The organism is Brotaphodocola sp. (assembly GCF_050873365.1).
Classification (GTDB): domain Bacteria; phylum Bacillota; class Clostridia; order Lachnospirales; family Lachnospiraceae; genus Brotaphodocola.
In genome coordinates, this window is sequence record NZ_JBNMIQ010000008.1 from 87,214 (window position 1) to 110,873 (window position 23,660).

The following is a 23,660-nucleotide window of genomic DNA, read 5'->3' on the forward strand; positions in this document are numbered from 1 at the left end:
GAGGCATATTTGTGGCATCAAGCAAGAAAATGAACAGTGAGGAAAAGTCTGGAAAAAAGACAGCACCACAGACAAAGAAGATAGAACGTTCAACAGAAACCCGTTCGAGAAGCCGTGCGTCTTCCGCAAAGAGAGGAACGTCGACTCCGAACAGACAGACGGTGCGGGTGGCAGTTCAGCCGGAACCGGAGTGGCAGGAAGAGCCGGATTTTGTGCAGTCGGAGGCATGTATTCTGCTTTCGCTGGCAGTTGCTCTGCTCCTGTTTTTGAGTAATCTGCATGTGTGCGGAGTCGCAGGAGAAGTGGCGAGAAATATCCAGATCGGAGTGTTTGGCTCATTCGGATTTATCCTTCCGATTGCGCTTGCGGGAGGCGTGATCTTTTACAGCGCGAATCAGGACAATCCGCTGGTGACAAGAAAAATCGTGGCAGGAGTTATTCTTGGCGTGATCATCTGCTGTTTTTTGCAGTTGTTCATGGGAAGTGAGCCGGGAGCGGGAGAGGGAATCTCTGTCTACTATGAGAAGGCAGTGAAGAGCGGAGTCGGCGGAGGAATGCTCGGCGGTCTGATCTGCATGGTATTTAAGAAGATTCTCGGCGGTCTTGGAACCTTTGTCCTTCTGTTTGTGTGCATGATCATCACGCTCGTGTGCATCACGGAGAAATCATTTCTGCGTCTCGTGCAGGAGCAGGGTGAGCTGGCATGGGAAGATTTTGGAAGACGCAGAGAGGTTCAGGCAGAGCGCAGACAACAGCGTGTGCGCGGTGTCGATCTCGGAGCGACGGATCTTGTGTCGAGCAAGGTTTCCCGTGGACTTCGCGTCTATGACGGAGAGAAGCCGGAGAGCGAGGAGCAGAGAGAGGCATATTTGGAGGAAAAGCGTGCAAAATCAGCCGGCATTTCGCTGATGATGAACGAGACCTCCGGAAGAAAGAGACAGCCGACAGGCGGAAGAAACCGCAGAATGCCGGCACAACAGCCGATGTATCATCGCGGTGGAACCTTGATGGAGGATCTGATTGTCGGAGTTCCGCTTGGCGCACCGGCACCAGCCCCGGCAAAATTTGACGTTGGGGATGACGAGGAGCCGACAGAGGCAAAGACGATCTCGTTTGCAGAGCGTCAGGCACAGAAGTCGACCGAGAAGAATCAAAAGGCGAAGGAAGCCAGTTCGGAGACAGGAGCAAAGTCCGCAAATGCGGATGATGCAGAGGGAATAGAGAGATCAGGAAGAACCGATCGAAGAGATCGTTCAGATTCCAAGCAGGAAATGCAGAGTGAGGGCAAGATGGCGGATCAGAGGGAGAAGAGGGCGAGCAATTTTGGCTCCAACTTAAAGATCTCCGAGCCGACGATCACGAGACCAGATCCGGCAGACATCTTTACCGGAAGCATTTCTCACCCGCAGGGATATCGTGTCTACACGGCGCAGGATGAGATCTACTCTCAGAGCGAGCCGAAACCTGCATCGATTCCGACAGCGTCTGCATCCGCATTCGGTGCCTCTCAGGCGTTCTCATCAACATCATCAACTCAGGTCCCGATGGGAACAGCACAAATGCCGTCGGAGCCGTCTGAGTCTTCCTCGACCGTGCCGTCAATGAGCAAGATGAGCAGTCAAAAGTCGATTTCACCGAGTTTTTCGGGAAGTCTGCGCCAGAGCGAGGTCCCGTTTGAGGAAGAGGAAAAGAAAGAAGACTATGGAACGGCAGTTTCGTGGAGTCTTCATGCGTCCGGAGCAGAGCAGAAGCAGGCAGAGCCGTTAAGTGCATCTGCGCGCTATGAGGAGGGAGAGATCCCGCCGATTGGTTCAGTCGCGGATGACGACTCTTCTGACGATGTCTGGGTCAATGTGACCTCAAGAACTTCCCGTCCGCAGACATTTTCTCCGGCGAGCAAGAGTCTCAGAGACACGCTTGCGAGCAAGTCAGGAAAAGCAAATGCAAATAGAGAGTCGAGCTCAGAGTCGAGCCAGAATCCGGTTCGAGAGCCTTCGATGTATGAGATGTATGAGACAGGGCAGGAAAAGCTCGAGCAGTCTATGCAGTCGCAGGATCGTTACTTTCCTGATCCGGCGCCCGCTCAGCAGGTGGTGAGAATTCATTCGACAACACAGGCACATCCGACCATGCAAGCTCAGCAGGCAGTGCAAGCCCAGCAGTCGATGGAACCGACCCCGTGGGCGAGAGCAACAGAACCAGAGTATCTCGACCGGGATGTGAGAATGAAGCCGACCGAAAACGGTGGAAGTTTTGCGGTTCCGTCCGCAGAGCGCCGTGTTGTGACGGCATCGGGCAAGGTGATTGAGACGGAGACCGAGGCACTTCACAAGAAGCTCGAGTCAAAGCGTCAGGAGGAACTGCGTCAGGCGAGAGCCGGTCAGGATACAAGTGTGGCGACACAGATCCGCAAGGAGGAAGAACTCCCGAAAAAGGAGTATGTGTTTCCGCCGACCACGTTGTTGAAGAAGGGGGCACCGAGTGCGAACAGCTTTTCCGATGAGGAGTATCGAAAGACGGCGATCAAGCTCCAGCAGACACTCAGAAACTTCGGAGTCGGAGTCACTGTGACAAACATCAGCTGTGGTCCGTCCGTCACCCGCTATGAGCTTCACCCGGAGCAGGGCGTCAAGGTCAGCAAGATCGTCGCACTTGCCGATGACATCAAGCTGAGTCTTGCGGCAGCGGACATCCGTATCGAAGCGCCGATTCCGGGCAAGTCCGCAGTCGGCATTGAGGTGCCGAACAAGGAGAACAATACCGTTTATTTGAGAGACCTCTTGGAGTCAGAAAATTTCCGCTCCCATCCGTCCCGCCTTGCGTTTGCAGTCGGAAAGGATATCGGCGGTCAGGTTGTCGTGACGGATATCGCAAAGATGCCTCACCTTCTGATCGCAGGTGCGACAGGCTCCGGTAAATCGGTCTGCATCAACACGCTGATTATGAGTGTGATCTTTAAGTCAAAACCGGAAGATGTCAAGTTGATCATGATCGATCCGAAGGTCGTGGAGCTTAGCGTCTACAACGGAATCCCGCATCTTCTGATCCCGGTTGTGACCGACCCGAAGAAGGCTTCCGGCGCACTCAACTGGGCGGTTGCAGAGATGACAGACCGTTACAAGAAGTTTGCACAGTACAATGTGCGTGACTTAAAGGGATACAACGCAAAGATTGAGAGCGTGAAGGATATTGACGATCCGAACAAGCCGAAGAAACTGCCTCAGATCATCATCATCGTTGATGAGCTTGCGGATCTGATGATGGTTGCTCCGGGTGAGGTCGAGGATGCGATCTGTCGTCTCGCACAGCTTGCGCGAGCAGCGGGCATCCATCTGGTGATTGCGACCCAGAGACCGTCAGTCAATGTCATCACAGGTCTGATCAAGGCAAATATTCCGTCAAGAATTGCATTTTCCGTGTCATCCGGTGTGGACTCCCGGACGATTATCGATATGAATGGTGCCGAGAAATTGCTGGGTAAGGGCGATATGCTCTTCTATCCGGCAGGATTCCCGAAACCGCAACGCGTGCAGGGTGCATTCGTCTCCGATCAGGAGGTGCAGGCTGTCGTGGATTTCCTGACCGAACAGGGAATGACCGCAGATTACAGCGCCGAGGTCGAGACACAGATGAATTCTGCGCCGACGGCGGGAGCGGGAGGTGCAAGGGATGCGCGTGATGAGTATTTCGCGGAAGCGGGAAACTTCATCATCGAGAAAGACCGTGCATCGATCGGCATGCTTCAGAGGGTATTCAAAATCGGGTTCAACCGCGCTGCGCGGATTATGGATCAACTTGCAGAGGCAGGCGTTGTCGGGGAAGAAGAAGGAACAAAACCCCGCAAGGTTCTGATGACGCAACAGGAGTTTGAGGAGCTGTTGAGACAATCGTAAATAGCGACGACAGAAAACCAAAAGCCCTTATCAAAGGAGGAAAGTCTATGAAAACGGATATTGAAATCGCACAGGAGTCGGTGATGATGCCGATCAAGGAAGTGGCAGAGAACTACGGAATCTCGGAAGATGATCTGGAACTTTACGGAAAGTACAAGACGAAATTGACGGATGACCTCTGGAAAAAGATAAAAGACAAGAAGGACGGAAGACTGGTTCTCGTGACTGCAATCAACCCGACTCCGGCAGGAGAGGGAAAGACGACGACGAGCATCGGACTGGCAGATGCGCTCACGAGACTTGGTTACAAGACGATGATCGCGCTCAGAGAGCCGTCCCTCGGACCGTGCTTTGGAATCAAGGGTGGAGCAGCCGGCGGTGGTTACGCTCAGGTTGTCCCGATGGAGGATTTGAACCTGCATTTTACCGGTGACTTCCATGCGATCACCTCTGCGAACAACCTGCTTGCCGCTCTTTTGGATAACCACATTCAGCAGGGAAATGCGCTTGGGATCGATACGAGACAGATCCTCTGGAAGCGTTGCCTCGATATGAATGACCGTGTGCTCAGAAACATCGTAGTCGGTCTTGGCTCGAAGGCAGATGGCGTTGTGCGCGAGGATCATTTCGTCATCACGGTTGCATCCGAGATCATGGCAATCCTCTGCCTCGCAAACGATATGAAGGATCTCAAAGAGCGCCTCGGCAAGATCATCGTTGCATATAATTATGCGGGAGAGCCGGTGACGGCGAAAGATCTGAATGCAGTCGGCGCAATGGCAGCCCTTTTGAAGGACGCAATCAAGCCGAACATGATTCAGACGCTTGAGCATACGGGTGCACTTGTACACGGTGGACCGTTTGCAAACATCGCACACGGATGCAACAGCGTGCGTGCGACAAAGACCGCTCTGAAGTTAGCGGACATCACGATCACCGAGGCAGGATTCGGCGCTGATTTGGGAGCTGAGAAGTTCTTTGACATCAAGTGCCGGATGGCAGATCTGAAGCCGGATGCGGTTGTCCTTGTCGCAACGGTTCGTGCGCTCAAGTACAACGGCGGTGTTCCGAAGACTGACCTTGCTGAGGAGAACCTCGACGCCCTGAGAAAGGGAATCGTCAACCTCGAGAAGCACATTGAGAACATCCAGAAATTCGGCGTGCCGGTTGTTGTGACCTTAAACTCCTTTGTCACCGACACCGAGGCAGAGTATGAGTTCATCCGCACATTCTGCGAGCGCCGTGGTTGTGAGTTCGCACTTTCCGAGGTATGGGCAAAAGGCGGTGAGGGCGGTGAAGCTCTCGCACAGAAAGTCCTCAAGACTCTCGAGTACAAGGAGAGCAATTACCATCCGCTCTATCCGGATGACATGAGCTTAAAGAACAAGATCGAGACGATCGCAGGTGAGATCTACGGAGCAGACGGTGTGACCTATGCACCGGCAGCACAGAAGGCACTCGCTCAGATCGAGCAGATGGGCTTTGGCAATTTCCCGATCTGTATGGCAAAGACGCAGTACTCTCTGTCTGACGATCAGAAGAAGCTCGGACGTCCGACCGGATTCAAGATCAATGTGCGCGACGCGTATGTATCCGCAGGTGCAGGCTTTGTCGTTGTTCTGACCGGAGCAATTATGACGATGCCGGGACTGCCGAAGAAGCCGGCAGCAGACGGAATCGATGTGACCGATGACGGTGTGATCACGGGTCTGTTCTAAAATTTTACGGAACTGTGAAGTACAGAATACCGAGCAGTTCCCATTTAATTAACAAAACAAAAGTAGAAAGAATCTCTCTGATTTGTCTTCAAACGATGCAGGAAATCGGAGAGATTCAACATTTTTTAAAATGATGCAGGGAAAGGAATCAAAATCATGAAGATCAGAGACTGGCTGGATAAGCTGGATTACACACTGCTTTGTGGCAGTGTGGAGGAGGAAGTGGACGAGGTTGTCTATGATTCCAGAAAGGCGGCACCGAAGACGGTGTTTGTCTGCATGAAGGGAACGAAGAGAGATTCCCATGATTACATTCCGCAGGTACTTGAGGCAGGATGTCGGGTTCTCGTGACAGAGCGTCCGGTAGAAGTTCCGGAGGGTGTGACCGTACTTCTTGTGAAATCCGGAAGAGAGGCACTTGCAAAGCTCTCAGGAGCACGTTTTGGCTATCCGGCGGAGAAGCTTCTGATGATCGGAGTGACCGGAACAAAGGGAAAGACGACAACGACGCACATGATCCGAAAGATCATGGAGACAGCCGGAAAGAAGACCGGAATGATCGGAACGAACGGAGTTTACATCGGCGAGGATCACTATCCGACGATGAACACGACACCGGAATCCTATGATCTGCATCGCTATTTCGCTCAGATGGTCGAGGAGGGATGCGACTGCTGTGTGATGGAGGTTTCCTCCCAGGCATTCAAGATGTACCGCGTAGCCGGAATCACGTTCGACTATGGAATTTTCACAAACATTTCCCCGGATCACATCGGACCGGATGAGCATGCAGATTTCGCAGAGTATCTGTACTACAAGAAGCAGATCTTTGCACAGAGCAAGTTTGCGCTCGTCAATGTCGACGATGAGCATTTTGAGGAGATTGTGAAGGATATTCCGTGCGAGTGGGCGGGATTTGGCATGGGCGCAAATGCGACGTACCAGGCAGAGAACCTCCACTATGTGTCGGAGCCGGATTTTGTCGGAATCGAGTTTGACATTCGCGGAGCCCATGAGATTCCGGTCAGAGTCAACATCCCGGGAAAATTCAATGTCTACAATGCACTCTCTGCATCCGCAGTTGCGCTGAAGGCAGGAGTTCCGGCAGAGAAACTTCAGCATGCGCTTGAGCACTTAAAGATCGATGGAAGAATGGAGATTGTCTACACCTCAGAGCGTTGTTGTGTGATCGTCGATTACGCGCACAATGCAGTCAGCATGGAGAGCCTTCTTGAAACCTTGCGCGAGTACCATCCGAAGCGTCTCGTCGTCGTCTTCGGCTGTGGCGGAAATCGCTCGAAGGAGCGCCGTTACTCGATGGGTGAGATCGGCGGACGCATGGCAGATCTGTCGATCATCACCGCAGACAACTCCCGATTTGAGAAGGTCGAGGACATTCTTGCGGACATTCGCGGAAGCATCGAGAAGACCGGTGGAGCCTTCCTCGAGATCCCGGATCGTCGCGAAGCGATTGAATACAGCATCACACACTCAGAGCCGGGTGATATGATTGCGATCATCGGCAAGGGACATGAAAATTATCAAGAGATTGAAGGCGTCCGCTATCCGTTCTTAGATCGTGCGGTCGTAGAAGAGGTGGTAAGCAAATGGAACAGATAACCGTATCAGACATTGTGAAGGCAACCGGTGGCAGACTTCTGTGCGGAGAGGAGAGTCTGACGCTTTCCCATATCAGCACGAACTCGAAGGAGATGGCGGGAGCAGATCTCTTTGTCCCGTTGATCGGAGAGAGAGTCGACGCGCATCGCTTTATCGAGGGCGCGTTTGAGGCGGGGGCAGCTGCCACGCTGACCTCAGAGCACGATGCGATGGATGATGTGCATCCGTGGATTCGCGTCGACGACACGAAGAAGGCGCTTCAGGCAATCGGTGTCTACTTGAGAGAGAGACTGCACATTCCGCTTGTCGGAGTGACCGGAAGCGTCGGAAAGACGACGACGAGAGAGATGATCGCGACGGCACTCTCTGCGAAGTATCAGGTCTTCAAGACACCGGGAAATGCGAACAGCCAGATCGGAGTGCCGATCACGATCTCCGAGATCTCAAGTCAGGATGAGGTCGGTGTTCTCGAGCTTGGAATGAGCCTTCCGGGTGAGCTGACCGTAATTGCCCAGATCGCGAGAGTCGATATGGCGGTGATCACGAACATCGGCGTTGCCCATATTGAACAGCTTGGAAGTCAGGAGAATATCCGCAGAGAGAAGCTGACGATTCAGGATGGAATGCCAGAGGGAGGGCTTTTGATTTTAAATGGCGACGATCCGCTGTTAAAAGATCAGAAGGCGAGAGACGGACTTCGCACCGTGTACTACGGAACCGGGGAGAATTGCCAGTACCGCGCAGAGAACATTGTGCTTGAGGATGGTTGCCCGTCATTTGTGGCAGTCTGCAAAGAAAAGCGCATTCCGGTGCGCCTGTCGGTGATGGGTCGCCATCATGTGCTTGATGCGATGTCTGCACTTGCTGTCGCAGATGCCTGTGGCGTTCCGCTTGAGAAGGCTTCCGAGAAACTCAGCGAGTTCCATGGATTTAAGAACCGCCAGCAGATTTACCGCAGAGCGGACGGGGTGACCGTGATTGATGACACCTACAACGCAAGTCCGGCATCGATGATGGCAGGACTTGAAGTCCTCGACTCGATGAAGAGCCTAAAGCGCCATATTGCAGTACTCGCCGACATGAAGGAACTTGGCGAGCAGAGCCCGCGCTTCCACCGGGAGATCGGAACGTTTCTTGCCGACCATCCGGTCGATGTGCTCTTTACGTTCGGAGAGCTCGCAAAGGAGATCGAGGAGGGCGCGAAGGAGGCAAACGTCGGCTGTGACTGCCATCACTTTGAGGTGGAAGAGCGCGAGGCACTCTTTGAGGCAGTGGAAAAGATGCTTCAGCCGGGAGACTGTGTGCTCTTAAAGGGCTCGAACAGCATGAAACTTCAGGAACTTGCATCCCAGCTTTTAAAATAGATATAGATGATAAAGAGATAAAGCCGATTTGGAATGCGAAGGCATGAAGGATCGGCAAAAATGCGAACTGGAAAGTTGGAAAACTGGGAAACTGGGCGAGCAAAAAGAGGTGAATGAATGGCAGATTTGTATGCCAGTATTATTATAGATATTTCTCATGAAAACGTAGACCGTGTGTTTCAGTACCGGATTCCCGAGAATCTTCTCGGGCAGGTCCGGATCGGGACGCAGGTCTGCGTTCCTTTTGGTTCGGGGAACCGACTTAGAAAAGGCTATGTCGTCGAGATCACAGACCACGCGGACTATGAGGTGACAAAGATCAAGGCGATCGACTCGATTCCCGAGAGGGGAGTGACCGCGGACTCAAAACTCATTGAGCTTGCATGGTGGATGAAAGAGCGTTACGGCTCGACGATGAATCAGGCATTAAAGACCGTGCTTCCGGTCAAGCGCAAGGTCAAAGCGCGGAACAAGAATGTCGTGCAGTCGGTGACCGGGATTCCGATCGCAGAGAGTTTAAATCAAAAAGGGTCAGTAGGTCTTGAGGGTTCAAGTCCGGACGATTTGGGAATACAGAGTGAATCGGAAAATCAGAACGGGGGAGAGGGAGCGCAGAAATCGCCGGGGACGGTTGTGCTCAACGAGGATCAGCAGGACGCGGTCGACATCTTTCAGGCGTACTACGATGAGGGCGAGAGAAAGCCGTTTCTGCTCTACGGAGTCACCGGAAGCGGAAAGACCGAAGTCTACATGGAGATGATTGATTACGTGCTCCGCTCGGGGCGTCAGGTCATTGTGCTGATTCCGGAGATCTCGCTGACGTACCAGACGGTGATGCGGTTTTACCGCCGGTTCGGTGACCGGGTCTGCGTGATGCACTCAAGACTCTCCGAGGGAGAGAGGTTTGACCAGTTTGAGCGCGCAAGGCGAGGGGAGACCGACATCATGATCGGTGCAAGGTCCGCACTCTTCACACCGTTTGCAAATCTCGGACTCATCGTGATGGATGAGGAGCAGGAGGGCGCGTACAAGAGTGAGGTCACCCCGCGGTATCATGCGAGAGAGGTTGCAGAGCACCTTGCGCGCATGCACGACGCAATGTTCGTCATGGGTTCTGCAACCCCGTCGGTCGAGGCTTATGAGAAGGCGAGAGTCGGGATTTACCGCTTGCTTGAACTTCCGCACCGCGCGGTCGCAAAGACACTTGCGGTCACGGAGGTCGTCGATCTGCGTCAGGAGATGGCAGATGGAAACCGCTCGATTTTCAGCCGGAGGCTTCAGCAGTTGATCGAGGATCGCCTTGAAAAGAATGAGCAGATCATGCTGTTTATGAATCGCAGAGGATACTCAAACTTTGTCTCCTGCCGTTCGTGCGGGGAGGCAGTCAAATGCCCGCACTGCGATGTCTCGCTGACACTTCACCATCACTCGCGCCTCGTCTGCCATTACTGTGGCTACACGATCGCGATGCCAAAGACCTGTCCGACCTGCGGTTCCTCGTATCTGGCGGGCTTCGGGGTCGGGACGCAGAAAATCGAGGAGATGGCGGGAAAGATGTTTCCGAAAGCCCGGATTCTTCGGATGGATCTTGACACGACCTCAAAAAAGGGCGGTCATGAGAAGATTCTGTCCGCATTCTCGAAACATCAGGCGGACATCCTGATCGGGACACAGATGATCGTCAAAGGGCATGATTTTCCGGATGTGACGCTCGTCGGGATTCTCGCAGCCGATGTCTCCCTCTACGCGCCGGATTACCGGAGTGCGGAGCGGACGTTCCAGCTTCTCGTGCAGGCTTCGGGGCGCGCGGGACGTGCCGAAAAGCCCGGAATCGCGGTGATTCAGACGTATATGCCGGATCACTACACGATTCAGACGGCATCGCGCCAGGATTACGGCGAATTTTTCCGCCAGGAGATGCGGTTTCGCAGACTCATGCATTACCCGCCTGCCTGCCATATGCTGAGTATCCAGACTGCGGGAAAAGAGGAGGAACTGCTTGCGCGGATCATGGATTCGATCGCAATGGCGGTGCAGAAGCATTTCGGGGATCAGACGATCGTGATCGGGCCGGTTCCGGCTCCGGTCTACAAAGTTAATGATATTTACAGAAAAATTTTATATATGAAACAACAAAATTATGATATACTAATAAAAATCCAAAAATATGTTCAGACGCGCTGGGACGAGACAGACAGTTGCAGACGGCTGACGATCCAGTATGATTTTTCATAACTTGGAGTTTCATAAATTTGGATTTTATAAGTTTCAGTCTTATAAGTTTCAGCCTTATAAGTTTTTGTTTACAGGTTCAAATTTTATAAGTTTTAGTGGGTTTTCGTTTTATAAATTTATAAGATTAAATTGCAGAAGAAAAGAGAAGAGAAAGGAAGCGTAAAGAAAATGGCAATCAGACAGATCAGAGTCATTGGAGACGAAATTTTAAATAAAGAGTGTAAGCCGGTGAAGGAGATGACCGATCGGACGAGAGAACTGATCGAGGATATGTTTGAGACGATGTACGAGGCGAACGGTGTCGGTCTTGCGGCTCCGCAGGTCGGAATCTTAAAGCAGATCATCGTTATGGATGTGGATGACGGCAACCAGTATGTGCTGATCAATCCGGAGATCATCGAGGAGAGCGGAAGCCAGACCGGTCCGGAGGGATGCTTGAGTGTTCCGAACAAGTCCGGTCAGGTAACCCGTCCGAATCACGTCAAGGTTCGCGCCTACGATGAGAACATGGAGCAGTTTGAGCTTGAGGGAGACGAGCTTCTCGCCCGTTGCATCTGCCATGAGTGCGATCATCTGCACGGTCACCTCTATGTGGAGCGCGTTGAGGGTGAGCTGATGGATACGACCGCAGACGAGGAAGAGATCTCTGTGATTCCGGAAATGGAGGACTAAGATGAGAATTGTATTTATGGGAACGCCGGACTTTTCCGTTCCGACGCTTGAGACATTAATTTCCTCCCGCCATGAGGTTGTCGGTGTGGTGACCCAGCCGGATAAGCCGAAGGGACGCGGAAATGCGATTCAGATGTCTCCGGTCAAGGAGTGTGCATTAAAGCATGAGATTCCGGTCTATCAGCCGGTCAGAGCGCGAGAGGAGTCCTTTGTCGAGCAGATGCGGGCGCTGAATCCGGATGTGATGGTTGTCATTGCGTTTGGACAGATTTTGAGCCAGGAACTTCTCGACCTTCCGAAGTTTGGCTGTGTGAATATCCATGCTTCCCTGCTTCCGAAGTACCGCGGAGCTTCTCCGATTCAGTGGGCAGTCATCAACGGCGATGAGGAGACCGGTATCACGACGATGCAGATGGCAGCGGGAATGGACACCGGCGATATTCTTGAGACGGCAGTCATTAAGCTCGATAAAAAGGAGACGGGCGGAAGTCTGTTTGACCGTTTGAGCCTGATGGGAGGAGATCTGATTCTCTCGACGCTCGACAAACTTGAGGCTGGCACGATTCAGGCAGTGCCTCAGGACGATGCACAGGCGACCTATGTGAAGAAGATCCCGAAGTCGATGGGAGAGATCGACTGGACGATGTCTGCGGTTGCAATTGAGCGCCTTGTGCGTGGTTTAAATCCGTGGCCGAGTGCTTACACACACTGGAACGGAAAGATGTTAAAGATCTGGGAGGCAGAGGTGCTTCCTCAGTCCGCAGATGCGAAAAAAGGCGAGCCGGCAGATGTGCTTGAGGCAGATCACGACACGCTCACGATTCAGACCGGAGACGGCGTGTTAAAAATTTGCAGTCTTCAGCTTGAGGGCAAGAAGCGGATGGATGTGGCTTCCTTCCTGCGCGGATATCCCGTGGAAGTGGGAAGCAGAGTCGGAAAGGAGTAATGAATTACATGCCTTATTACGGTGGATATGGATACTATGGAATGTACTGGGACCCGACGATGATCCTTGTTCTGATCGGCGCCGTGCTTTCATTCTGGGCGTCCGCCCATGTCAATGGAACGTTTCGCAAGTATGCGCGCGTTCGCAGTATGACCGGGATGACGGGAGCGGAGGTCGCAAGACAGCTCTTACATTCGCAAGGAATCTATGATGTGACGGTTCAGCCGATTAGTGGAAGTCTCACCGATCATTATGATCCGCGGACGAAGACCGTCAATCTCTCGGAGTCCGTGTACAACCAGACTTCAGTCTCTGCGATCGGAGTCGCAGCGCATGAGTGCGGTCACGCGATTCAGGACAATGTGGGCTATGTCCCGCTTCGTCTGCGCTCTGCATTTGTGCCGGTTGCAAATCTTGGAAGCAAGCTCGCGATGCCGGCAATCATACTCGGCGTGCTGATCGGTATGACTCCGTTTGTCGAGCTTGGAATCTGGATGTTTGTGCTTGCAGTCCTGTTTCAGGTGATCACGCTTCCGGTTGAGTTCAATGCGTCCGCGAGAGCCGTGCGCCTGCTCGACAGCCTTGGAATTCTTCGGGGTGATGAGGTCGGACAGACGAGAAAGGTGCTCGGTGCGGCAGCACTGACGTATGTGGCAGCGGTTGCCGTTTCGCTTCTGCAACTTCTGCGTCTGATCATTCTGTTCGGAGGAAGAAGACGAGATGACTAGAGACGGAAACAAAAAGACCACGGCGGGAAGACCTGCGACGACAAAGACTGTGACTGCGAAGAATACGAGAGCGAAGAAGACGACGGCGAAGACGGGGACAGCAAAGACGGAAAAGACAGCGAAGTCTGCAACGGCGAAGGCTCCGACGCAGACGAGAGAGCTGATTTTAGACATTCTCCTTGAGATTCTTGAGAAGGGACAGCACAGCCATGTCGTGCTTCGTCAGGCGCTCGAGAAGTACCAGTATCTGCCAAAATCCGACCGCGCCTTCATCACGCGCACGGTTGAGGGCACGATTGAGCGTCTGATCACGATCGATGGGGTGCTCGATCTGTGCTCGAACACAAAGGTGAAGAAGATGAAGCCGGTGATCCGCACGATCCTTCGGATGTCGGTCTACCAGATGCTCTGGATGGACCGAATTCCGGACCGCGCCGTTTGCAGTGAGGCGGTCAATTTGGCACAGAAGCGTCACTTTGCAGGGCTCAAAGGTTTTGTAAACGGTGTGCTTCGCTCGGTTTCCCGCCGAAAAGAGGAGTTTGATTTCCCGGATTGGGAGAGGAAGTATTCGATGCCGGACTGGCTGATCGAGAACTGGAAGTCCCAGTACGGTTCAAAGGCGACGGAGCAGATCCTTCAGGCATTCTTAGCTGAAATGCCGACGACGGTTCGCTGTAACCTTGACCGGGCTTCCCTTGAAGAGATCCGCGAGAGTCTTGAGGCTCAGGGCGTGACGGTGACGGAGAGTCCCCTGCTTGCTCATGCGCTTCAGATCTCAGGTTATGACTACCTCGAGAGTCTGGATGCGTTTGAAAATGGCTGGATTCAGGTGCAGGATGCGAGTTCCGCGCTTGTCGGACAGGCTTCGAGAGTCCATGAAGGCGAGCTTGTGCTCGATGTCTGCGGGGCTCCAGGCGGAAAGAGCCTTGACCTTGCAGATCGTCTGAAAGGAAGCGGAGAGGTTGTTGTCCGGGATCTGACAGAGTCGAAGATTGCACTTGTCGAGGACAATATTTACCGGAGTGGATTTACGAATATCCGGGCAGAGGTCTGGGATGCGCGCGAGTTTGATCCGGAGTGGGAGAATGGTGCCGATCTCGTGCTTGCCGATCTTCCGTGTTCGGGGCTTGGAATCATCGGAAAGAAGCCGGACATCAAGTATCAGGCTTCACCGGAGAAGATTCATGATCTGGCGGTGCTTCAGAGAGAGATTCTTGAGACCGTTACGAGATATGTCAAGCCGGGGGGACGGCTCGTGTACAGTACCTGCACGATCAGCCCGGAGGAGAATGAGAAGCAGAGAGAATGGATTCTTAAAAACTTCCCGTTTGAACCGGTTGATTTGAGTGACAGTCTCGGGGAAGTTCTGAGTGAGGAGTCGCTGAAGGACGGCTATGTACAGCTTCTTCCGGGCAAATACCCGTGTGACGGATTCTTTATCTCGGTGTACAGAAGAAAAGAAGACGAAGCGCTGTGAGCATCGGATTGAAAAAGAATTAGAGAATAGAAACAATAAAAACTCGGAAATGTTGAGTGAGCGTTTTTAATGGTAATAGAAGGATAGAAGGGTTGGACGAGAGAAAGATGGAGATGGACAACAAGACAGATATCAAATCGTTGTATCTTCCGGAACTGGAAGAGTGGATGCGACAGAGAGGAGAGAAGGCTTTCCGTGCAAAGCAGATTTTTCAGTGGATGCATGAGAAGCTCGTGACAGATTTTGACGAGATGACGAATCTTCCCGCCTCTCTTCGCGAGAAGCTCAAGGAGACCTGCACGCTGACGGCGCTGACGCCGGTCGATGTCAAGGTCTCTGCGATCGACGGAACGAGAAAGTATCTGTTTGGTCTTGCCGATGGAAATGTGATTGAGAGTGTCTGGATGAAGTATCATCACGGCAACTCCGTCTGCATCTCCTCCCAGGTCGGCTGTCGCATGGGCTGTCGCTTCTGTGCGTCCACGCTTGACGGACTTGAGCGAAACCTGACTCCGTCCGAGATGCTCGATCAGATTTACCGGATTCAGACGCTGACGGGCGAGCGCGTCTCAAACGTCGTCGTCATGGGTTCCGGAGAGCCGATGGACAACTACGACAATCTGATCCGCTTTGTGCGCCTGCTCTCGGGTGAGAAGGGACTTAACATCAGCCAGAGAAACATCACGGTATCGACCTGCGGAATCGTGCCGGGAATCCTGAAACTCTCGGAGGAGGATCTTCAGATCACGCTGGCGCTTTCTCTGCATGCACCGAGTGACGAGGTCCGAAAGACGCTGATGCCGATCGCAAACCGCTATGCGCTCAAAGATGTGCTCTCTGCCTGCCGGACTTACTTTGAGAAGACCGGTCGCAGACTGACGTTTGAGTACAGCCTTGTGCGCGGAGTCAACGACAACCTCGAGGAGGCTCGTGCCCTCACGGCGTTGATCAAGGATCTTCACGGTCATGTGAACCTGATTCCGGTCAACCCGATCAAGGAGCGCGACTATGTGCAGTCCGGAAGAAAGGCGATTGAGGATTTCAAAAATTATCTTGAAAAAAATGGAATCAATGTTACGATAAGAAGAGAGATGGGGCGCGACATCAACGGCGCCTGCGGACAGCTCAGAAAGAGCTATCTCGATCATGAGAAAGAAGGATAAGGAGGGACTGGGAGATGGAGGCATGCGCGCTTACAGATATTGGCATGAATCGCAGTATGAATCAGGACTATGTATACGCTTCGACGACGCCGATCGGTTCTCTTGATAATCTTTTTATCGTTGCAGATGGAATGGGCGGACACAAGGCGGGGGATTTTGCCTCCCGTTTTGTTGTGGAGAAGCTGACGGAGTATTTCTCCCAGCCGTTTCCGGATAAGGATGTGCACAGCATCATCCGGGAGGGAATCCGAAAAGTCAATCGGGAACTCTACGAGACTGCAAATCAGAATGAGGACTTGAAGGGAACCGGAAGTACGCTGGTGCTTGCGACGATTCGTGGCAATGTGCTCTATGTCGCAAATGTCGGCGACAGCCGTCTGTATCTTCTGCGCGATGAGCTTGAGCAGATCACGCGCGACCATTCTTATGTGGAGGAGCTTGTCGCGCTCGGAAAGATGAAGCGCGGAAGCCGGGATTATCTCGAAAACAAGAATATCATCACCCGTGCGATCGGCGCAGATGAGGATGTCGATGCGGATCTGTTCGCATTTAAGCTCAAGAGCCGGGATGTGATTTTGATGTGCTCGGATGGTCTGAGTAATATGGTTGACGAGTTTGAGATGGAGTATATCATCCGCGCGGAGGAGAGCATCAGCGAGAAGGCAAAGGGACTTGTGGATGCGGCAAACCGCAGTGGCGGTAAGGACAACATCTCGGTGATTCTGGTAGAACCTCAGATAAGTGAGGTGAGCCTATGATGCTGAGACCGGGAACTTTTTTGCAGGACCGTTATGAGATACTCGAACAGATCGGCTCTGGTGGCATGTCTGTGGTGTACAAGGCGAAATGTCATAAGCTCAACCGTTTCGTGGCAATCAAGGTGCTCAAGGAGGAATTCTGCGACGACAGCAATTTTGTCAGCAAGTTCAAGATGGAGGCACAGGCGGCAGCGGGACTGTCCCACCCGAACATCGTCAGCGTCTACGACGTTATCGATGAGGGACAGCTTCACTATATCGTGATGGAGTTGATTGAGGGAATCACGCTCAAGGGCTATATTGCCAAGAAAGGTCATCTTGAGGTGAAGGAGACGATCGGCATTGCGATTCAGGTCGCACAGGGCATGGAGGCGGCGCATGAACAGCACATCATTCACCGCGACATCAAGCCTCAGAACATCATGATTTCGAGGGATGGAAAGGTCAAGGTGACGGACTTTGGAATCGCGCGTGCCGTTTCCTCCCAGACGATGACTTCCTCGGCGATGGGATCGGTTCACTATATCTCGCCGGAGCAGGCGAAGGGGCGATTCTGCGATGAGCGAAGTGATATTTACTCGCTCGGCATCACGATCTATGAGATGGTGACCGGATATCTGCCGTTTACCGGGGAGAATGCGGTTGCGATTGCAGTTGCTCATTTAGAGAATGTGATGGTTCCGCCGAGTGTCTACAACCCGGATGTTCCGGCAAGTCTTGAACAGATTATCAAGAAGTGCACAGAGAAGATGCCGGAGAGGCGCTATGCGAGTGCAAAAGAGTTGATTGCAGATCTCAGAAAAGTGCTTCTTCAGCCGGAGAGCCATGTTGCGACGCTTTCTAAGACTCCGAAGAGTCAGATTGCCTTAGATGGAGAGACGATTAAGCTCGGAAGTAAGGAAGTTGAGGAGATCGGCAAACACAGATCTCTGATTGAGGATGAGATTGAGTTTCCGAAGTCGAGTGGTTCCAAGCAGAAAACGGACGAATATCCGGATCGATCAACAAAAAAGCATTATCAGAGACATTCTGAGGTTTCGGATTACTACGACGGACATCGAAAAGGGCGCAAGGAAGAGCCGGAGGAAAATGAGGATGAGGTGAATCCAAAGCTCGAGCGACTTCTTGCTGGGGTGGGAATTGTCGTCGCAATCGGCATTGTGGCGGTTCTCATTGTTGTGGTGATGAAGCTCTTTGGTGGCTTCTCCCATGCAGGTCTTGGAGGTCTTCACACGACAGTGGCATCGAATGAGGCAGAGATGGAGACAAGAACGGATGCGGATGGCCTCAAAGATACCGAAATTTATATGCCGGATGTCAGAGGCCTCACCGAGGAAGAGGCACAGACGAAACTCAAGGCAAGTTTCCTGACGATGAAGGTTTCCTACACCTCCTCGGATGAGGTCAAGAAGGGGTATGTGATTAGCCAGGCACCGTCTGCCGACAGTGTGGTTCTCAAGGGCGCTTCCGTCACGGTGATTGTCAGCATAGGTTCTGAGAAGATTGTTCTGTCAGAGCTGACGATCGGAGATCAGAAACTGACCGATCTCGACGCGAGCACGGCAAAGACGTTTCTTGAGAGCAAAAATCTGACAGTGACCGTCGTTGAGGAGGAGAGCGATACGGTTGAGAAGGATCAGGTGATCCGCTACGAGCCGGAGGAGGTAGAGGAAAATGGAAGTGTGGTTCTCTACGTCAGCAGTGGTCCTCATGTCGAGACTGCCTATGTGCCGTCTCTGACCGGAAAGACGAAGGAGGAAGCAAATGCGCTTCTGGTTGAGGCGGGACTGATTTCCGGGGATGTGACGGAGCAGAGCAGTGAGTCCGTGGCATCCGGTCATGTGATCAGTCAGGCAAAAGTAGCCGGTACTCAGGTTGAGGCGGGAAGCAGTGTGGACTATGTGGTCAGCACCGGTCCTCAGATCAAGCGTCAGAGATACGTTGCCTCGATCAATGAGGTCTATGATCCGAGCAATCTCATCGGTCCGGGAGCGAGTGGTTCGACCGTCAGCGTGATGGTGCGCCTGCGCCAGGGGCCGGACAGCAATCCGCTCTATAAAGTGCTGATGCAGACGACGAGAATTCGCGGAAATGTCCTGCTTCCGATCAGCTTTACAAGCATTGAGAGCATGGATGGAACCGATCAGGGTCAGGTTGAGGTTGTGAATGTGGACAGCGGAGAGATTTTAAAGATTTATCCGCTCACCTTCTTTGCGATGGACTGATGTAAGAGGATAAAAAGATACAGCAGGTTGAGAAGAGATAAGAGATGACAGGAAAAATTATCAAAGGAATTGCAGGATTTTACTATGTCCATGACGGACATGAGACGGTGTATGAGTGCCGTGCGAAGGGAATTTTCCGAAGCCGTGGCATCAAGCCGGTGGTCGGGGACAACGTGGAGTTTGTCGTTCTCGACGAGGAGAAGGCGGAGGGCAGTATCGAGGAGATTCTGCCGCGCAAAAATGTGCTTGTCCGTCCGGCATCGGCAAATGTGGATCAGGCACTTGTGGTGTTTGCGATCACACAGCCGGAGCCGAATCTGAACCTGCTCGATCGTTTCCTGATTATGATGGAGGCGCAGGAGGTCCCGGTCACGATCTGTTTTAACAAGACGGATCTCGGCGAGGAGGATCGTCAGGAGGAGTACCGAAAGACGTATGAGCAGGCGGGCTATCCGGTGCTCTTTGTGAGTAGCAGGGAGGAAGCCGGTGTCGAGAAAATCCGGGAAGTTTTGCGTGGAAAGACGACGATTCTTGCGGGACCTTCCGGGGTCGGCAAATCTTCGCTGACAAACCAGATCCTGCCGAAGGCAGTGATGGAGACGGGATCGATCAGCGAGAAGATCAAGAGAGGAAAGCACACGACCCGCCATGCAGAGTTGTTCTGCGTGGAGGAGAATACCTATCTTTGCGATACACCGGGATTTTCTTCGATGTATCTTGAGGATATTGAGTCCGGAGCGCTCAAGTACTACTTCCCGGAGTTTGAACCGTTTGCGGATGCCTGCAAGTTTCAGGCGGACTGCGTTCACATCGGGGAGCCGGTTTGCGGAGTCAAGGATGCTCTCGAGAGTGGGAAGCTGAGTGAGAGTCGTTATGAGAATTATCGGATTCTCTATCAGGAACTCAAAGAAAAAGAGAGAAGAAGATATTAAAATTACTGTAGGGGGCTCCAAAGGCAAAATAAGTCTTGCAAACACGCTCTCGCTCCGAGTTTCGACGTAGCGGTGCATAAGGTCGCAAACTACGCGACCCAAACACCGACGTCGAAAACGGGTTTGCGCCGACTTATTGCCTTTTTTCGCCCTATATACAAAAGATTTTTTTATTTTCAAAGGTAATGACTAAGAAAGGGAAGAGGAGAGAACCATGGCAATTTTAGCACCGTCGCTTTTAGCGGCAGATTTTAAGAAACTCGGGGAAGAGATTCAGAAGGTCGATCGGGCAGGAGCGCAGTATCTTCACATCGATGTGATGGATGGCATGTTTGTGCCGAGCATTTCTTTTGGAATGCCGGTGATTGCAAGCATTCGTTCCTGTACGGACCGTGTGTTTGATGTTCACATGATGGTGGAGGAGCCGGGACGCTATGTGCAGGATTTGAAGACGGCAGGGGCAGATCTGATCTGTGTGCATCAGGAAGCCTGCAAACATCTCGACCGCACGATTCACCAGATCAAAGATCTCGGCATGAAGGCAGGCGTTGCACTCAATCCGGCAACTCCGGTTGAGACGCTCAAGTGGATTCTTCCTGAGGTGGATATGGTGCTGATCATGTCGGTCAATCCGGGATTTGGCGGTCAGAAGTTTATCTCCTATGCGACGGAGAAGGTGCGCGAGGTGCGCAAAATGGCAGATGAGATGGGACTTCACACCGATATCGAGGTTGACGGCGGTGTGACGACTGCCAATGCAGGGGAGCTTCTCAAGGCAGGAGCAAACATTCTTGTCGCAGGTTCCGCAGTCTTCAAGGGAGATGCAGAGGCGAATGTCAAGGCATTCTTAGAGACATTTAAGGAGTACGAGTGATGAGGGAACATCCATCCTGTCTTGTGGTTACGGGCGGAGAGCTGGAACTGGCTTTCGCCCGTTCCTTTTTGGAGAGGGAAACATTTGATCTTGTGATTGCCGTTGACGGGGGACTCAAATATGCGGATGCGCTCGGTCTGAAACCGGACTGGGTTGTCGGCGACTTTGACACCGTGGACGAAGAGCTTTTGAAAAAGTACTGCCCGGCGAAGATTCCGGCGCGTCTGTCCGACGAAGAGACGATGGAAGGACCGTCGAAGGAACCGTTGGAAGAACAGGTCTATGAGAGTGCGGAACTGTTTGGTCAGGAGGAGACGGTTGGCTCGGTAGAGCTGGAGGATGGTCGCATTGTATTCTGGGAACAGCATCATCCGGAAAAAAATGAGACGGACACGGAGCTTGCGAGAAGTCGGGCGCTCGAGCTCGGATGCAGTCGCATCGTCTTTCTCGGGGCAACCGGCGGACGGCTTGACCACATGATTGCAAATATTCAGATGTTGTCCGCGTGTCTCGAGCAGAATGTGCATGCCGAGCTTGTCGATCCACAGAATCGTCTGTATCTGATCGAGCATCAGGCGGAGTTTGAGCGGGAAAAGGTCTGGGGGAAATACATCTCCTTCTTCCCGTACACCGACCGCGTGACGGGGATTCACCTTGCAGGATTTAAGTATCTGCTTCACGGCTGGGACTTAAAAAAAGGTGTGGAGAGTGGACTTTGCTTGAGCAATGAGCTTGCACAGGATGAGGCAAAGATCTGGATCGACAAGGGTGTTTTAGTCTGCGTGGAATCGAGAGATCGGGGTTAAAATTCAAACTGGACTGGTCAAAATATACGAAACTGGATATTTATGCCACTCCACCAGCGTGCTATGATTGGGAGAACCAAAACAGGTTACGGATTCTTAAGAGGAAGGCGTGACCTGAAAAGCAAAAGAGGAGTGGAACAGTTATGGAAAACAGACAAGACAAACAGGACAACAAGGTATACAAGCTGGTGCTGACTGCGCTGATGGCAGCTCTGTGCTATGTATCATTCACTTACTTAAAGATTCCGATTCCGACCTTCGGTGGCGACTACACTGCGCTTCACATCGGAAATGCATTCTGCGTGCTTGCGGCCTTACTGCTCGGCGGTGGCTACGGCGGTCTGGCAGGCTCTCTGGGGATGACGATCGCAGATCTGATTGATCCTACCTATATCACGAGTGCACCGAAGACCTTCGTGTTAAAGCTCTGCATCGGTCTGATCGCAGGTTTCGTCGCACACAATATCGCACACATCACTGAGAATCACGACAACAAGTACATCCTGAAGTGGACGCTGATCGCTTCGATTGCAGGTCTCGGATTCAATGTGATCTTCGATCCGATCGTTGGATTCTTCTATAAAAACTACATCCTGGGTGTTCAGTCTGACGCAGCAAAGATCATGGCAACATGGGCAGCAGGTGTGACCTTCATCAACGCTGTTGCAGGTACGATTGTGGTCTGTGTCGTTTACATGGCAGTCCGTCCGGTCCTGAAAAAAGCAGGTCTTTTCATGCGGATTTCCTAATGATTTGCAGATTTCCAGATAAACCCCTTTCCAACCGTGTAAAAATGTAGTATAATTTGGGAATGATTGTTATATTATTCATGGTTTCAGCGTCCGGGACGGGTTTCCGGACAGAGGGCGCGGGATCGATGTATACAGGAGGAAAAGATGTTAGACTTAAAGTTTGTCCGTGAGAATCCGGACATCGTAAAGAAAAATATCGAGAACAAGTTTCAGTTCGAGAAACTTCCGCTCGTAGACGAGGTGATTGAGCTGGATGCAAAGAACCGTGCAGCAAAGGCTGAGGCAGACAGCATCCGCGCATCCCGCAACAAGCTGTCCAAGCAGATCGGTCAGCTGATGGGTCAGGGCAAGAAGGAAGAGGCAGAGGCAGTGAAGGCAGAGGTGGCTGCAAACGCAGCACGTCTGGCAGAGCTGGAGAAGCAGGAAGCAGAGCTTGGAGAGAAAGTTCTCAAGATCATGATGACTATTCCGAATATCATTGATCCGAGTGTGCCGATCGGTAAGGACGACAGCGAGAATGTTGAGATCGAGAAGTTCGGTGAGCCGGTTGTTCCGGAGTTCGAGATTCCGTACCACACCGACATCATGAAGACCTTTGATGGCATTGATCTCGATGCAGCAGGTCGTGTAGCCGGAAACGGTTTCTACTATCTGATGGGTGATATCGCAAGACTTCACTCCGCAGTTCTGGCATATGCGCGTGATTTCATGATCAACCGTGGATTCACTTACTGCATCCCGCCGTTCATGATCCGTAGCAACGTCGTAACCGGCGTTATGTCCTTTGCAGAGATGGACGCAATGATGTACAAGATCGAGGGTGAGGATCTGTACCTGATCGGTACGAGTGAGCACTCCATGATCGGTAAGTTCATCGATACCGTAACTCCGGAGGCAGAGCTTCCGAAGACCTTCACGAGCTATTCTCCATGCTTCCGCAAGGAGAAGGGCGCACACGGAATTGAGGAGCGCGGTGTATACCGTATCCATCAGTTCGAGAAGCAGGAGATGATCGTAGTCTGCAAGCCGGAGGATTCTAAGGCTTGGTACGATAAACTGTGGCAGAACACCGTAGATCTGTTCCGTTCTCTGGATATCCCGGTTCGTACTCTGGAGTGCTGTTCCGGTGATCTGGCAGATCTGAAAGTAAAATCCTGCGACGTAGAGGCATGGTCCCCGCGTCAGAAGAAGTACTTTGAGGTTGGTTCCTGCTCGAATCTGGGCGATGCACAGGCTCGTCGCTTAAAGATCCGTATCGAGGGTGAGAATGGCCGTTACTTCGCTCATACCCTGAACAATACCGTAGTTGCTCCGCCGCGTATGCTGATTGCATTCCTGGAGAACAACCTTCAGGCAGACGGAAGCGTAAAGGTACCGAAGGTTCTTCAGCCGTACATGGGTGGAACCGAGGTTCTTGTTCCGAAGCACAAATAAGAATGAATCATAACAGAGAGGACAGAGTGATCCGATACAAATGGGTGACTCTGCCCTTTTTGT

17 protein-coding genes are annotated in these 23,660 nt (G+C 52.3%); all 17 read left to right on the plus strand.

What is annotated here, in order from left to right; translation table 11 throughout:
* The first annotated feature begins 11 nt into the window (after positions 1-11).
* Positions 12-3,893, plus strand: a complete 3,882-nt coding sequence (locus ACR0QT_RS06080; protein ID WP_432629947.1) for a DNA translocase FtsK — start codon at positions 12-14, stop codon at positions 3,891-3,893.
* A 47-nt stretch (positions 3,894-3,940) separates the two neighbouring features.
* A complete protein-coding gene (locus ACR0QT_RS06085) occupies positions 3,941-5,611 on the plus strand; it encodes a formate--tetrahydrofolate ligase (protein ID WP_432629948.1) in 1,671 nt (556 codons plus the stop codon).
* A 156-nt stretch (positions 5,612-5,767) separates the two neighbouring features.
* Entirely contained in the window at positions 5,768-7,231 is a 1,464-nt protein-coding gene (locus ACR0QT_RS06090; protein ID WP_432629949.1) for a UDP-N-acetylmuramoyl-L-alanyl-D-glutamate--2,6-diaminopimelate ligase, read from the plus strand.
* The gene (locus ACR0QT_RS06095; protein WP_432629950.1) at positions 7,219-8,595 is read left to right on the plus strand and encodes a UDP-N-acetylmuramoyl-tripeptide--D-alanyl-D-alanine ligase; all 1,377 of its coding nucleotides are present in this window, start codon (positions 7,219-7,221) and stop codon (positions 8,593-8,595) included. Before ACR0QT_RS06090 ends, ACR0QT_RS06095 begins: the two co-directional genes overlap by 13 nt.
* A gap of 117 nt (positions 8,596-8,712) precedes the next feature.
* A complete protein-coding gene (gene priA / locus ACR0QT_RS06100; RefSeq protein WP_432629951.1) occupies positions 8,713-10,830 on the plus strand; it encodes a replication restart helicase PriA in 2,118 nt (705 codons plus the stop codon).
* A 168-nt stretch (positions 10,831-10,998) separates the two neighbouring features.
* Positions 10,999-11,502, plus strand: coding sequence for a peptide deformylase (gene def / locus ACR0QT_RS06105; protein WP_177977460.1), 504 nt, complete (start codon positions 10,999-11,001; stop codon positions 11,500-11,502).
* Between the two features lies 1 nt (position 11,503).
* Positions 11,504-12,448 (plus strand): methionyl-tRNA formyltransferase, encoded by a 945-nt coding sequence (gene fmt / locus ACR0QT_RS06110; protein WP_432629952.1) that lies wholly within the window; start codon positions 11,504-11,506, stop codon positions 12,446-12,448.
* Between the two features lie 8 nt (positions 12,449-12,456).
* Positions 12,457-13,176, plus strand: coding sequence for a zinc metallopeptidase (locus ACR0QT_RS06115; protein ID WP_432629953.1), 720 nt, complete (start codon positions 12,457-12,459; stop codon positions 13,174-13,176).
* The gene (rsmB, locus tag ACR0QT_RS06120; RefSeq protein WP_432629954.1) at positions 13,169-14,653 is read left to right on the plus strand and encodes a 16S rRNA (cytosine(967)-C(5))-methyltransferase RsmB; all 1,485 of its coding nucleotides are present in this window, start codon (positions 13,169-13,171) and stop codon (positions 14,651-14,653) included. The genes ACR0QT_RS06115 and rsmB overlap by 8 nt, the downstream gene beginning before the upstream one ends.
* Before the next feature lie 113 nt (positions 14,654-14,766).
* On the plus strand, positions 14,767-15,816 hold the full coding sequence (gene rlmN / locus ACR0QT_RS06125) for a 23S rRNA (adenine(2503)-C(2))-methyltransferase RlmN (protein WP_432629988.1): 1,050 nt from the start codon (positions 14,767-14,769) through the stop codon (positions 15,814-15,816).
* Between the two features lie 14 nt (positions 15,817-15,830).
* A complete protein-coding gene (locus ACR0QT_RS06130; protein ID WP_432629955.1) occupies positions 15,831-16,574 on the plus strand; it encodes a Stp1/IreP family PP2C-type Ser/Thr phosphatase in 744 nt (247 codons plus the stop codon).
* Positions 16,571-18,799 carry a Stk1 family PASTA domain-containing Ser/Thr kinase gene (gene pknB, locus ACR0QT_RS06135; protein ID WP_432629956.1) on the plus strand — a complete coding sequence of 743 codons (2,229 nt, stop codon included), beginning with the start codon at positions 16,571-16,573 and terminating at the stop codon, positions 18,797-18,799. The genes ACR0QT_RS06130 and pknB overlap by 4 nt, the downstream gene beginning before the upstream one ends.
* 44 nt (positions 18,800-18,843) lie before the next feature.
* A complete protein-coding gene (gene rsgA, locus ACR0QT_RS06140) occupies positions 18,844-19,731 on the plus strand; it encodes a ribosome small subunit-dependent GTPase A (protein ID WP_432629957.1) in 888 nt (295 codons plus the stop codon).
* Between the two features lie 214 nt (positions 19,732-19,945).
* A complete protein-coding gene (gene rpe / locus ACR0QT_RS06145; RefSeq protein WP_432629958.1) occupies positions 19,946-20,605 on the plus strand; it encodes a ribulose-phosphate 3-epimerase in 660 nt (219 codons plus the stop codon).
* A complete protein-coding gene (locus ACR0QT_RS06150) occupies positions 20,605-21,411 on the plus strand; it encodes a thiamine diphosphokinase (protein ID WP_432629959.1) in 807 nt (268 codons plus the stop codon). The genes rpe and ACR0QT_RS06150 overlap by 1 nt, the downstream gene beginning before the upstream one ends.
* Positions 21,412-21,554: 143 nt before the next feature.
* Positions 21,555-22,160 (plus strand): ECF transporter S component, encoded by a 606-nt coding sequence (locus ACR0QT_RS06155; protein WP_432629960.1) that lies wholly within the window; start codon positions 21,555-21,557, stop codon positions 22,158-22,160.
* 147 nt (positions 22,161-22,307) lie between these two features.
* Positions 22,308-23,597: a serine--tRNA ligase gene (gene serS, locus ACR0QT_RS06160; RefSeq protein ID WP_432629961.1), complete on the plus strand. Its 1,290-nt coding sequence runs from the start codon at positions 22,308-22,310 to the stop codon at positions 23,595-23,597.
* Positions 23,598-23,660 lie beyond the last annotated feature (63 nt).

Bases quoted from the DNA above. Each gene is read 5' to 3' on its own strand.
- ACR0QT_RS06095 (WP_432629950.1), top strand. From the start codon at position 7,219: ATGGAACAGATAACCGTATCAGACATTGTGAAGGCAACCGGTGGCAGA.
- rsmB (WP_432629954.1), top strand. From the start codon at position 13,169: ATGACTAGAGACGGAAACAAAAAGACCACGGCGGGAAGACCTGCGACG.
- ACR0QT_RS06130 (WP_432629955.1), top strand. From the start codon at position 15,831: ATGGAGGCATGCGCGCTTACAGATATTGGCATGAATCGCAGTATGAAT.
- ACR0QT_RS06090 (WP_432629949.1), top strand. From the start codon at position 5,768: ATGAAGATCAGAGACTGGCTGGATAAGCTGGATTACACACTGCTTTGT.
- serS (WP_432629961.1), top strand. From the start codon at position 22,308: ATGTTAGACTTAAAGTTTGTCCGTGAGAATCCGGACATCGTAAAGAAA.
- rpe (WP_432629958.1), top strand. From the start codon at position 19,946: ATGGCAATTTTAGCACCGTCGCTTTTAGCGGCAGATTTTAAGAAACTC.
- fmt (WP_432629952.1), top strand. From the start codon at position 11,504: ATGAGAATTGTATTTATGGGAACGCCGGACTTTTCCGTTCCGACGCTT.
- ACR0QT_RS06150 (WP_432629959.1), top strand. From the start codon at position 20,605: ATGAGGGAACATCCATCCTGTCTTGTGGTTACGGGCGGAGAGCTGGAA.
- pknB (WP_432629956.1), top strand. From the start codon at position 16,571: ATGATGCTGAGACCGGGAACTTTTTTGCAGGACCGTTATGAGATACTC.
- rlmN (WP_432629988.1), top strand. From the start codon at position 14,767: ATGGACAACAAGACAGATATCAAATCGTTGTATCTTCCGGAACTGGAA.
- ACR0QT_RS06115 (WP_432629953.1), top strand. From the start codon at position 12,457: ATGCCTTATTACGGTGGATATGGATACTATGGAATGTACTGGGACCCG.
- def (WP_177977460.1), top strand. From the start codon at position 10,999: ATGGCAATCAGACAGATCAGAGTCATTGGAGACGAAATTTTAAATAAA.
- rsgA (WP_432629957.1), top strand. From the start codon at position 18,844: ATGACAGGAAAAATTATCAAAGGAATTGCAGGATTTTACTATGTCCAT.
- priA (WP_432629951.1), top strand. From the start codon at position 8,713: ATGGCAGATTTGTATGCCAGTATTATTATAGATATTTCTCATGAAAAC.
- ACR0QT_RS06155 (WP_432629960.1), top strand. From the start codon at position 21,555: ATGGAAAACAGACAAGACAAACAGGACAACAAGGTATACAAGCTGGTG.
- ACR0QT_RS06085 (WP_432629948.1), top strand. From the start codon at position 3,941: ATGAAAACGGATATTGAAATCGCACAGGAGTCGGTGATGATGCCGATC.